Source organism: Bradyrhizobium sp. P2_E8 (genome assembly GCF_056403875.1).
Genome location: NZ_JBFUES010000141.1, coordinates 1 through 11,037 on the forward strand (window position 1 = coordinate 1; position 11,037 = coordinate 11,037).

Annotated in this window: 15 protein-coding genes and 1 pseudogene; 9 read left to right on the plus strand and 7 right to left on the minus strand. The window is 64.9% G+C overall.

Annotated features, from left to right (window positions below; translation table 11 throughout):
* A partial coding sequence (locus tag AC1D00_RS10635) for a hypothetical protein (protein ID WP_477010640.1) occupies positions 1 to 254 on the minus strand: 254 nt, incomplete at its 3' end.
* Between the two features lie 186 nt (positions 255 to 440).
* On the opposite strand from AC1D00_RS10635, the gene AC1D00_RS10640 reads away from it, so the two are divergent.
* From AC1D00_RS10640 to AC1D00_RS10650, 3 genes are all read left to right on the plus strand, one after another.
* Positions 441 to 683 (plus strand): hypothetical protein, encoded by a 243-nt coding sequence (locus tag AC1D00_RS10640; protein WP_477010641.1) that lies wholly within the window; start codon positions 441 to 443, stop codon positions 681 to 683.
* A 17-nt stretch (positions 684 to 700) separates the two neighbouring features.
* Entirely contained in the window at positions 701 to 1,099 is a 399-nt protein-coding gene (locus AC1D00_RS10645; RefSeq protein ID WP_477010642.1) for a hypothetical protein, read from the plus strand.
* 90 nt (positions 1,100 to 1,189) lie between these two features.
* Positions 1,190 to 1,318 (plus strand): hypothetical protein, encoded by a 129-nt coding sequence (locus AC1D00_RS10650; RefSeq protein WP_256374891.1) that lies wholly within the window; start codon positions 1,190 to 1,192, stop codon positions 1,316 to 1,318.
* Between the two features lie 3 nt (positions 1,319 to 1,321).
* Here the strand turns inward: AC1D00_RS10650 and AC1D00_RS10655 are convergent, their stop codons facing one another.
* On the minus strand, positions 1,322 to 1,510 hold the full coding sequence (locus tag AC1D00_RS10655; RefSeq protein WP_477010643.1) for a hypothetical protein: 189 nt from the start codon (positions 1,508 to 1,510) through the stop codon (positions 1,322 to 1,324).
* Between the two features lie 21 nt (positions 1,511 to 1,531).
* Between AC1D00_RS10655 and upp the strand changes: the two genes are divergently transcribed.
* Together upp and AC1D00_RS10665 are read left to right on the plus strand one after the other, a co-directional pair.
* Positions 1,532 to 2,167 carry a uracil phosphoribosyltransferase gene (gene upp, locus AC1D00_RS10660; protein WP_477010644.1) on the plus strand — a complete coding sequence of 212 codons (636 nt, stop codon included), beginning with the start codon at positions 1,532 to 1,534 and terminating at the stop codon, positions 2,165 to 2,167.
* Positions 2,168 to 2,200: 33 nt separating this feature from the next.
* Positions 2,201 to 3,790 carry an AMP-binding protein gene (locus AC1D00_RS10665; RefSeq protein WP_477010645.1) on the plus strand — a complete coding sequence of 530 codons (1,590 nt, stop codon included), beginning with the start codon at positions 2,201 to 2,203 and terminating at the stop codon, positions 3,788 to 3,790.
* Here AC1D00_RS10665 and flgL read toward each other — a convergent pair.
* A pseudogene (gene flgL, locus AC1D00_RS10670) lies at positions 3,789 to 3,921 on the minus strand (flagellin); the annotation flags it as partial. The gene AC1D00_RS10665 and the pseudogene flgL sit on opposite strands and share 2 nt — an antisense overlap.
* A 16-nt stretch (positions 3,922 to 3,937) precedes the next feature.
* A complete protein-coding gene (locus AC1D00_RS10675) occupies positions 3,938 to 5,104 on the minus strand; it encodes an acyl-CoA dehydrogenase family protein (protein WP_477010651.1) in 1,167 nt (388 codons plus the stop codon).
* Between the two features lie 387 nt (positions 5,105 to 5,491).
* Between AC1D00_RS10675 and AC1D00_RS10680 the strand changes: the two genes are divergently transcribed.
* Both AC1D00_RS10680 and AC1D00_RS10685 read left to right on the plus strand, forming a co-directional pair.
* Positions 5,492 to 6,343, plus strand: coding sequence for an HpcH/HpaI aldolase/citrate lyase family protein (locus tag AC1D00_RS10680; protein ID WP_477010646.1), 852 nt, complete (start codon positions 5,492 to 5,494; stop codon positions 6,341 to 6,343).
* A 37-nt stretch (positions 6,344 to 6,380) separates the two neighbouring features.
* Positions 6,381 to 7,124, plus strand: a complete 744-nt coding sequence (locus AC1D00_RS10685) for an IclR family transcriptional regulator (protein WP_477010647.1) — start codon at positions 6,381 to 6,383, stop codon at positions 7,122 to 7,124.
* Between the two features lie 10 nt (positions 7,125 to 7,134).
* On the opposite strand, the gene AC1D00_RS10690 is transcribed toward AC1D00_RS10685, so the two are convergent.
* Both AC1D00_RS10690 and AC1D00_RS10695 read right to left on the minus strand, forming a co-directional pair.
* Positions 7,135 to 7,554 (minus strand): hypothetical protein, encoded by a 420-nt coding sequence (locus tag AC1D00_RS10690; protein ID WP_477010648.1) that lies wholly within the window; start codon positions 7,552 to 7,554, stop codon positions 7,135 to 7,137.
* A gap of 247 nt (positions 7,555 to 7,801) precedes the next feature.
* Positions 7,802 to 8,593 (minus strand): fumarylacetoacetate hydrolase family protein, encoded by a 792-nt coding sequence (locus tag AC1D00_RS10695; protein ID WP_135175684.1) that lies wholly within the window; start codon positions 8,591 to 8,593, stop codon positions 7,802 to 7,804.
* 211 nt (positions 8,594 to 8,804) lie between these two features.
* Here AC1D00_RS10695 and AC1D00_RS10700 point away from each other — a divergent pair, with 211 nt between their 5' ends.
* The gene (locus tag AC1D00_RS10700) at positions 8,805 to 9,704 is read left to right on the plus strand and encodes a LysR substrate-binding domain-containing protein (protein WP_477010649.1); all 900 of its coding nucleotides are present in this window, start codon (positions 8,805 to 8,807) and stop codon (positions 9,702 to 9,704) included.
* Positions 9,705 to 9,895: 191 nt separating this feature from the next.
* Positions 9,896 to 10,192 (plus strand): hypothetical protein, encoded by a 297-nt coding sequence (locus tag AC1D00_RS10705; RefSeq protein ID WP_404553475.1) that lies wholly within the window; start codon positions 9,896 to 9,898, stop codon positions 10,190 to 10,192.
* A 16-nt stretch (positions 10,193 to 10,208) separates the two neighbouring features.
* On the opposite strand, the gene AC1D00_RS10710 is transcribed toward AC1D00_RS10705, so the two are convergent.
* The coding region (locus AC1D00_RS10710) for an amidase (RefSeq protein WP_477010650.1) at positions 10,209 to 11,037 on the minus strand (829 nt) is incomplete at its 5' end.

Consider the following 11,037-nt stretch of genomic DNA (forward strand, 5'->3'; position numbering starts at 1 on the left):
CAGTCGAAGACCATCACAGGCTGCTCTGCGCCTGGCAGCTGGCAGTGCTGCGCTTTKCGGTGACGCTGAGGGATTCTGACAGGCTCAATGTCGCGGCTCTCGCAACCGAACTTGATCGTCTCGGCGGCCGGCGCAGCGGCGAGGACTCGCTGCACTTCTTCCGCCGAACCACCTCCAGGCTCTGCGCGGCCATCGACGGCCAGCAACAAGACGCCGAGGCGACTTTGGACTGCTTCTGCAAGCAAGTCGACCAACCGCGGCTGCGGCTCGCTTTCGCCGCTGCCGTCGGGCTCGCGCGTTCGAAGCCTGTCCGGTCCAAACCTCGACCGAAACGCGGCCCTGGCCTCTTCAAAGGACTGCCGGCACGACCGGCGTCTTTATGACATTCCTATGCGACGGCCTCGACGCTCATCTCGAAATCCTACCCAGCGATGGCCATCATGGAAGACAGATTGGAGCGGCCGTCTCGCCGCACCACAGGCAAGGACTCCAGGATGTCGATGCTGACACATAGCCTTGATCGGTCCTTTGATGGAACCGAACGGCTGCGGATTACGAAGGAGCGCAAGGCCCAGCTCAAGCGCTTCGCCCTGCGCGCACTGACGGTGCTTTCGATGGGCAGCGTGCTCACTGCGCTCATCGCGCTGAAGACCGCGATCTATGTCTGGCATCTCCACGCCTGACCGGCGGGGCGGACATCATGACCTTGCAGATGTGTGAGGAGGCCGCCATGGCCGCAATCGCCCTTCAAGCCCTTCATCGCCGACCAACATCGGCGGACGGAAGCAATCCTGCCACGGCACTCAGGCCGCTCGATCCGGACGTCGTCAGCGCCTCGATTCCGGCCTTCTTCATCGGTCGCAACAAGGCCGGGCTCTGGGTCGCGCGCGAGGCACGCGGACGCATCGGCGGCCTGTTCCTGTTCAAGAGCTCGGCAGTGGATTTCGCCAACCGTCAGAGCGCGCCGGCGCGGTGCGCGCTGGTGTTTCCTGCCGAGACCTTCGAGCTCGACATCGAGAACCGCGGCAATGCCCTGATCGTGCTGGTGGAAGGAGCCAAGCGGCTTCTTTCGCGCGTCGTAGCGAGGCAGCGGACATGATCGAGTTCAAGATCGCGATCCTGGTTGCGTTGATGGGGGCATTGCTGCTCGGCATGCGCATCGGCGCTGCGCCCGCCCCGGACAAATAGCGTGCAGCTCCTCAAGGGAAATCTCGAGCACGCGGTCACCACGACGATCCTGACCATGACGCTGAGCCTGGTCTGGGGCGCGATCCTGACGATCGTGATCACGCTCGTCGCGCGGGGGCTCGGCGTCTAGCCCTCACCTCTCCGCTTCCGCCTCGATCAGGCGCGCCAGTTCCGCCGCGGTGACCTCGATCGGCCGGCCGCTGAGCGTGAATTGACCATGGCTGCCTGCGAGGCAAGCAGCCGTGCCCGCAAAGAGGTCGCGATGCCGGCTTGAGGCCAGGTATCCCGCGGAAAATACCCGGCCGATCTGGCGCAATTTCACGGAACCGTGTAGATCGGTTTCATGAGCACAAGCAGCGTCAATGTCGTCGCCCACCCTCTGGTCCAGCACAAGCTCTCCCTGATGCGGGAGAAGGACCGCTCGACCAAGAGCTTTCGCGAGATCCTGAACGAGATCGGGATGCTGCTCGGCTACGAGGTAACGCGCGACCTGCCGCTGGAGCTGGTCGAGATCGAGACGCCGATCGCATCGATGCAGGCGCCGAAGATCGCCGGCAAGAAGCTCACGCTGGCGCCGATCCTGCGCGCCGGCGTCGGCTTCCTCGACGGCATGCTGGCGCTGATGCCGTCGGCGCGCATCGCCCATATCGGGCTCTACCGCGACCCCGAAACATTGCAGGCCGTGGAATATTACTTCAAGGCGCCGCAGGACCTGTCCGACCGCACCGTGATCCTGATGGACCCGATGCTGGCGACCGGCAACTCGGCCTGCGCCGGCGCGACCCTGCTCAAGAACCGCGGTGCCCGCGACATCCGTTTCGTCTGCCTTCTGGCCGCGCCCGAGGGCATCGCGCAGTTCCAGAGCGAACATCCCGACGTGCCGATCTGGACCGCTGCGATCGACGAGCGGCTCAACGATCACGRCTATATCGTGCCGGGCCTGGGCGATGCCGGCGACCGGATGTTCGGCACCAAGTAGACAGTTTTGCGCGATCGGGTTACTCCGGGGCGCATGAGCCCCAGAGATTTTTCCCTACAATCGCTGACCCGGATCGAGACCTTCGCCGATCCCGCCTTCGTGTTCGACGGCACGCCGGTCTCGCGCGCGGAATTCTCGGAGAAGATCGAGCAGACCGCCGCCTGGCTTGCGGCCCAAGGTGTAAGCAAGGGCGACGTCGTCGCGGTCTGGCTGGTCAACCGGATCGAATGGGTCGCGCTGCAGTTTGCCGCCGCCCGCCTCGGCGCGATCGTCGCCGCCGTCAATACGCGCTACCGCAACGCAGAGGTCGCCCATCTGCTCCGCTTGTCCGGTGCGAAGCTGATGGTGGTCGAGGCCGCGTTCCGCTCGATCGACTTTGCCGCCATCCTCGCCGATATCGCCAAGGATGAGGTGCCCGCGCTGCGACAGCTTGCGGTGGTCGGCGCGGACGCGATCCCGGCGCACTGGCCCTGTGTGCGGTTCGATGCGTTCGACAAGTCCTATCCGCCGGCCCCGCCCGCCCAGGATGACGTCGACCTGCCGGTGCTGCTCTACACCACGTCAGGCACGACCAGGGGGCCAAAGCTGGTCGCGCATTCGCAGCGAACGCTGGCCGCGCACGCCGCCTCCATCGCCGCAGCGCTCAAGCTCTCGCCGCAACGTCATGCGCTGCTGGCCATGCTGCCGTTCTGCGGCACCTTCGGCATGACGAGCCTGCTCGGCTTCATCGCAGCGGGCGCGACCATTCACGTGCTCGACGCCTTCGAAGCCGCGCCGGCGCTGAAGATCCTCGGCGACCATGAGATCACGCACGCCTTCGGCTCCGACGAGATGTTTCGCCGCATCCTCGCCCTCACCGACCTGGCCCATCCCTTCTCCCGTGCCGAGGTGTTCGGCTTCGCCGCGTTCCAGCCCGGCTGGCGCGAGCTTGCCGCGGAGACCGAAGCGCGCAGCATGCCGCTCTACGGCCTCTACGGTTCGAGCGAGGTGCAAGCCCTGTTCTCGATCGGCCGCGCAAGCGACGCCTTCACCGACCGGATCGAGGGCGGCGGCTGGCCGATGTCGCCGCAAGCCAAGGTCCGCGTGCGCGACACCGAGACCGGCGAACTCGCGGCCCCCGACGTCTCCGGCGAGATCGAGATCAGTGCACCGTCACGCTTCCTCGGCTACTTCAACAATCCCGACGCGACGCGCGATGCGATCACCGCGGACGGCTTCTTCCGCACCGGCGATATCGGCCGTCTGCGCGGCGACGGCTCCTTCGTCTACGAGACCCGCGCCGGCGACGCCATGCGGCTCGGTGGCTTCCTTGTCGCGCCCGGCGAGATCGAGGACGAGCTCAAGGCCTGCACAGGTGTTGCCGATGCCCAGGTCGTCGCGGTCGATCTGAAGGGAAACGCCCGCTGCGTCGCCTTCGTGATTCCAGCCGGTACGCCGCTTCGGCAGGAGGCGCTGACCACGCGCTTGCGCGAGCGCTTGGCTAGTTACAAGGTCCCGGCGCGGATCTATGTCGTGGACGCCTTYCCCGTCACCGACAGCGCCAATGGCGTGAAAATCCAGCGCGCAAGACTCCGCGCCATGGCGATGGACCGGATCGCTGCCGAACAGGCTCCGCCTCGTTAAGATAGCTCGCGAGATTCATGCTGAGGAATCCAGGGCATCGCCGAATAGGACGCGGTGAGCTGCGCCTGGTAGGTCGAGAGCTGTGCGGTGACGTCGACGCCAGGGATGTCATCCGACAGCGTCGCGGCAAATGGCCCTCGCTTCAGCCTAGTACGACTTCGCCATCCCCAGCACCTTTTCCGCGATGAAGCTGAGCGCAAGCTGCGGGCTGACCGGCGCGATGCGCGGGATCAGGACTTCACGCAGATAACGCTCGACGTGGAACTCCTTGGCGTAGCCGAAACCGCCATGGGTCATCACGGCCTGCTCGCAGGCCGAGAAGCCGGCCTCGCCCGCCAGATACTTTGCAGCATTGGCCGCAGCGCCGCAGGGCATGCCCTTGTCGTATTGCCAGGCTGCCGACATCACCATCAACCAGGCCGCCTCGAGCTCGACCCAGTTCACCGCGAGCGGATGCTGGATGCCTTGATTCTTGCCGATCGGGCGATTGAAGACGACGCGGGTCTTGGCGTATTCGGTCGCGCGCGCCAGCGCGAGCTTGCCGAGGCCGACCGCTTCCGCCGCGATCAGGATGCGCTCGGGATTCATGCCCTCGAGGATGTACTGGAAGCCCTTGCCCTCTTCGCCGATGCGGTCCTCCATCGGGATCTCGAAATCCTCGAAGAACAGCTCGTTGGAATCGACGACCTTGCGGCCCATCTTCTCGATCTCGTGGACCTTGATCTTCTTGCGGTCGAAGTCGGTGTAGAACAGGCTGAGGCCGTGGGTGGGCGAGCGCACCTCCTCGAGCGGCGTGGTGCGCGCCAGCAGCAATATCTTGTGCGCGACCTGGGCGGTCGAGATCCACACCTTCTGGCCGTTGACGATGTAGCGGTCGTTCTTGGCGACCGCGCGGGTCTTGAGCTGGGTGGTGTTGAGACCGGTATTGGGCTCGGTGACGGCGAAGCATGCTTTCTCCCGGCCCTCGACCATCGGGGGCAGCATGCGCTTGCGCTGCTCCTCGGTGCCGAACACGACGACGGGATTGAGTCCGAACACGTTGATGTGCACCGCGGAGGCGCCCGACATGCCGGCGCCGGATTCGGCGATGGTGCGCATCATGATGGCGGCTTCGGTGATGCCGAGCCCCGAGCCGCCATAGGCCTCCGGCACACAGATGCCGAGCCAGCCGGCGTCGGCCAGCGCCTTGTGGAAATCGTGCGGGAAGCCGCCGTCGTGGTCCTTCTTCAGCCAGTAGGCATCGGGAAAGTCTTCACAGATCTTGGCGATGGCGTCGCGAATGGCTTCCTGCTGATCGGTGAGCGCGAAATCCATGTCGTTGATCTCCTTAGCTGGCGGCGCGATCGTGCCGACCTCGGCCGTAACGATCTTGATCACGCCGGACCAGATCTGGTCGAAGCACGCGAGAGCGATTCATAGGCGTCCGGCACGGCCACGCGGGCCGGCGCGGTGTTGAGCGCGCCCAGCCTCAGCGGTTTTGCCGATCTGCTGGTGCGGATAACAGGTGAGCTTCTTGTTCAATTCGTCTCTCCCTGACGCGTGGCAAAGCAGGCGCCACAGCTTTGGCAGCTGGATCCTCGCACCCATTTCCTGCTTGAGCTAAACGTACATATATGTGAATTTATCTGTCAAGATTTTGAATAATGTATGGGAACGACGAGTTCGCCGCCGCATGGCGATGATGCACAAGAGGCCGGTCTGATGCGTTCGATGCTGTTCGTGCCGGGGGATTCCCCGCGCAAATTCGAGAAGGCGAGCGAAGGCAAGGCCGACGCGCTGATCATCGATCTCGAGGATTCCGTCGTCACCGAGAAGAAGGCGGAGGCGCGCGGGTTGACGCTCGCGATGCTGAAGGCGCGCAGCAAGCCGCATCAGCTCTATGTCCGCGTCAACGCGCTCGAGACCGGCATGACGCTCGCCGATCTCGCCGCGGTGATGCCGGGCAGGCCCGACGGCATCGTGCTTCCGAAATCGCAAGGYGGCGACGACGTGCGGCAGATCGCGACCTGGCTCGAAGCATTGGAAGCTGCGGCCGGCATCACGGTCGGCGCAACCCGCATCGTCTGCGTCGCGACGGAGACCGCCGGCTCGATCTTCGGGCTCGGCAGCTACAAGGGCTGCTCCCCTCGCCTCGCCGGCCTGATGTGGGGCGCGGAGGATCTTTCCGCCTCTTTGGGTGCCACAGAGAAGTCCTCGGGCGGCGTGTTCCATAGTCCCTATCGCCTCGCGCGCGATCTCTGCCTGATGGCAGCCGCCGCGGCCGAGGTCGCGCCGATCGACACCGTCTACACCGACATCGACAATTTGGCCGGCCTCGAGCAGGAAACGCGTGCCGCACGGCGCGACGGGTTTTCGGCGAAGGCGCTGATTCACCCCAAGCATGTCGATGTCGTCAACGCGGCGTTCGAGCCGACGGAACCCGAGCGTATCTGGGCGGAGAAGGTGATCGCGGCGTTCGCGAGCAATCCCGATTCCGGCACGCTGCGCCTCGACGGCCAGATGATCGACAAGCCGCATCTTCGCGCGGCGAAGAAGATCCTCGGCCAGCCGTAGATCAAGGGCAACGCGTCGCGACAGACGGGACCGGGTCATGATCGTTCGCCAAGCCGCAAACGTCCTGGAGATCATGGAATTCTTCGCGCAAGTGAGGAAGCCGGCGACGCTTGCGGAGATCGCCGATCATTTCGGCTGGCCGCGCTCGTCGACCTTCAACCTGCTCGCGACGCTGTCGGAGAAGGGCTATCTCTATGAGCCGCGGCCGCGCGCCGGCTTCTATCCGACCCCGCGCTGGCTGGCGATGGCGCGGATGATCTCGGAGGTCGAGCCGCTGCCGCCATGGACGCACACATTGATTGCCGACCTCTCGGCCGAGACCGGTGAGACTGCGTCGATCGTGGCGCCTGCGGGCGTGWTGGCGGTATTCATCGACGTCGTCGAGTCCCAGGCCGCGATCCGCTATTTCGCCACCATCGGCCATCGCGTGCCGATCCACGCGGCCGCGAGCGGCCGCGCGCTGCTGCTGCAATATTCGCAGGAGGAGCGCGACTCCGTCTATCGCAAGATCGAGTTCAAGCAGTACGGCCCGTCGACGCCGATCAGCGTCGAGGCGGTGGAAGCCGAGCTGCGCATCTCGATCGAGCGCGGCTACTGCCAGAGCTTCGGCGACTACAGCCGCGACCTCGCGGGTGCTGCGATTCCACTGCCGATCGGCGACCGCAGGCTTTCCGTCGTCGTCGCAGGGCCGGAGTTCCGGATCGGGCCGAAAGTCGCCGACGTGGCAGCGCTGATCGCGCGGACGGTCGATCGGCTGCGGCCGAAGACCACCGCGGCCTGAAGCCGAAGCTTCATTCGAATCCCTGAATGGGCGGCGCCGAAGTCTGCGCCGGCGCAGCAGCCGGAGCCGCTTCAACAGGCTGCGCCGCAGGCGCGGCCTGAGCCGGCGGATTGCCGGCAGCTCGCATTTGGCCGTTGGCATTCATCGCCTCACGTGCGCGCGGCGGAGCACCGGTGGCGGCTGCGCGATACGCCTCGCGGCGCGGCGGCTGCCGATGCCTCGCCGAGCGTGAATCTCTCACGCCCCAGGACCGGGCGATTGCAGGTCCGGCGGTATAACCGATCGCCGCGCCTGCGACGGCACCGATCGGCCCCAGCACGACCGCGCCTGAGACGGCTCCCAGCGCCGCAGCACCGGCGCGCTCTTGCGCGGCGGCGCTTGCAGGCACGCCAGCCAGCAGCACGACGGCAGTGATCAAAGCTTTGTTCATCGGAGCGCCTCCCTCATGGGAGATCACTCTTACTGAAATATGGCTGCAGGACGTTTGTTCGTTGCCGAACACGGGGCAATCGCCGATGGAACTCCGGCGATTCAAAGGCCTCGCCTTCAAACCGCGGTTCCAGCGGAGGTCGCGCGGCGCAACTACGGCGCGACCTTGTCGCTGGTAACCCCTCACCCGGATTGCATCTGACGGTGCAATCCGGCCTCTCCCCGCATGCGGGTAGAGGCGAAGACAATCAGACGATCTTGATCGACATGTCCGGCAAGCCTTCGAGCTTGCACAGCAGCACGTCGCCCTTCACCACTGGACCGACATTTTCCGGCGTGCCGGAATAGATGATGTCGCCGGCCTTCAACTCGAACGCTTCCGAGAGCTTTGCGATCTGCTCGGCGACGCTCCAGATCATCTTGCTGAGATCCGAGCTCTGCTTCACGGTGCCGTTGATTGCGAGCGAGATCGCGCCCTTCTCGAAATGGCCGGTCTTGCTCACGGGGTGGATCGGGCCGATCACCGCGGCGTGGTCAAAACTCTTGCCGATCTCCCAGGGCTTCTTCTCCGCGGCCATGCCGTTCTGGAGATCGCGCCGGGTCATGTCGAGGCCGAGCGCGTAGCCATAGACGTGGTCGAGCGCCTTCTCGGCCGGGATGTTGGTGCCGCCGGATTTCAGCGCGGCAACCAGCTCGACCTCGTGATGATAATTCTTGGTCAGCGACGGATAGGGATGGTCGGCGACCTCGCCGACCGCGACGTTCTGGATCGCGTCCGTCGGCTTCTGGAAGAAGAACGGCGGCTCGCGGTTCGGATCCGAGCCGCGCTCGATCGCATGCGCCGCATAGTTGCGCCCGATGCAATAGATGCGGCGAACCTGGAATACTTGGGTCTCGCCGACGATCGGGATCGCGACCATCGGCACCGGGAAGATCGGCTTCGGTCCGGCCTGCGCTGCGGCCGGCGCAACTTCCGCGATGGAGGCGGCGGTGACTGCGGCGGCCGTTGCGAGCAGATCCCGGCGCGTGGTCTTTTTCATCTTTTATGCTCCCTTTTCTTCGCGGGTCGGCGTTCATGCGCGCCGATCCGGCTGATTAGTCGATATTCAGTATGCCAGCAACGCTGGACGAGCGTGACGTGACATCGTCTCATTGATGAGACCTAGCCGTGCGCGCCGCCTGGACCCCAAGCCGGCTGGCGCAATCTGCTAGCATGGAACTTGCATAAAATCTGGGCGACATGGATGCCACATGAACCTCATCAGTCTCGATATCCGCATGCTCCGGTCGCTGATCTCCGTGGTCGAGACCGGCAGCATCACCGAGACCGCGCGACGGCTGGGCCGCACCCAGCCGGCGATCACCCTGCAATTGCAGCGGCTGGAGGAATTGACCGGCAAGCAGCTGTTCGAGCATGCCGGCCGCCGGCTGACGCTGACCGACGACGGCACAACGGTTCTCATCTACGCCAAATCCATCCTGAGGTTGCATGACGAATTGATTTCGCAGCTGGCGTCGCAGGAGATCGAAGGCCAGGTGGTGCTCGGCACGCCCGACCTCTATGCGGCGTTCATGCTGCCCTCGATCCTCAGCGTGTTCCGAAAGTCCTTCCCGCGTGTGCAGGTCGAGCTCAATTGCGCGCTGTCGACACCGCTGGTCGGGCTCGTCAAGCGCGGCGATGTCGACATTGCGCTGGTCACCCGCATGAACGATTTCACCGGCGGCCAGGTGGTGCGGCGCGAGCAACTGGTCTGGATGACGGGTGAGCAATCCGCCGCACACCAGGAACGCCCGATTCCGCTGGCGCTTTTGCCGCCAGGCAACATCTATCGCGACTACGCCATCGACACGCTGGAGCGCGCGAATTTGCGCTGGCGTATCGCCTGCGTCAGCGAAAGCGTCGGCGGCCTTCAGGCGGCAGCGTTCGCCGGCATGGCCGTCACCGTGCTCGGCCGCAGCGCGCTGGTGCCGGCAATGCGCGAGATCGGCCCCAACGAGGGCCTGCCGCCGCTGCCGAAGATCGAGCTGCTGCTCTACAAGTCGAGCGGCGCCACCTCGAAGGCGGCGACCGCCTTGCACGACTATCTCGCGCACTATCTGCGCCTCGACGAAGAGCTCAGCGGCCGCGGTGCGCCGATTGAGCTTTCCTGAAGTGTATCGCAGAGGTAGTCAAAAATACCCCGAAGCCGACCTCAACCGCATCCAATCCATCATGCGGCAGGACGGACATTGCTCAGCGCCTGCGTTGACCTCCGCTCCCATTTCACAAGTAGGCCCTAGTCCAGCAGCGGCTCGGTATGCTTTGATGCGTCGGGCGGAAACCGAGACGCAAAGGTGGCCCGATGTTCATAATCATTCGAAAGTACACCAGGATTCGTTCGGTCGCGGATGCTGCCCGCCGCGCCAAAAGCGGCGTCGGTCAGATCCTGAGGGATTCGCGCGGCTTCAAATCTTATTATGTGCTGGATGGGGGCGGGGGCGTCGGTGTCGCCGTGATGATATTCGAGGACCGCGAAAGCGCCAATGCGGCGAACGGCAAGGTGATGGAGTTCGTTCAAGCAAGCTTGCACGACCTTGATCTTGGGGATCCCGAAATCATCGCCGGAGACGTTTTGGTGAACATAGAATCGGCTGCGTAGATGGTCGCAAGGCTCCTCACGCCTTGACGTGCACCAGGCTCTGCTCGCGGAGCGCCAGCGACGGCCAGAATTTTGCCCAAGGCTGCGCCTGCTCGAACGCCGCCGCGATCTTGAAGATCGTGGGCTCGTCGAGCCACGGCGCCACGATCTGAAGGCCGATCGGCAGCCCGTCGCGGTCGAAGCCGCAGGGCAGCGTCGCGGCCGGAAGCCCGGCGAGATTGATCGGCCAGGTGAAGGGCGACCAACCGAGATGCGGATCGACCTCGCTGCCGTCGATCGTGCCGACACCGATCTGGCCGGCCTCGAACGCGGTTACCGCGACCGTCGGTGTCACCAGTGCATCGATGCGCTCGAACAGCTTTACGAAAGCACCACGCGCCTGGCCACGACGGTAGCCGGCCTCGATATAGTCCGTGCCGCTGTAATGCCGGCCGGCGCTGACAACGTCGCGATAATCGGCTTCGGAGCTGGCAAGATCGGCCGTGGTCTTGGTCGCAACCGCAGCCGCCTGCTCGGTAAACGCGATCGGCTTCAGCGTGTGTTCCAGAATGTCGGGATCGAGGCCCGGACCATCCATGGTGACCTGCGCACCGCAGGAATCGAGAATGGCGATCGCCTTGTTGAACGCTGCGCGCACGTCGGGGCTGACCGCGGCATAGCCGAGATCGACACTGGCGCCGATGCGAATGCCGTTCAACGGCGCGGCGTTGGTATCGAAGCGCCGCGGCGACACCGGCAGGCTCGCGGGGTCGCGCAGATCGTAAGCAGCGATGATCTCCAGCGTCAGCGCGGCATCCGCAACCGTGCGCGTGATCGGCCCGGTATGGGCGAGCGAGGCCCAGGAC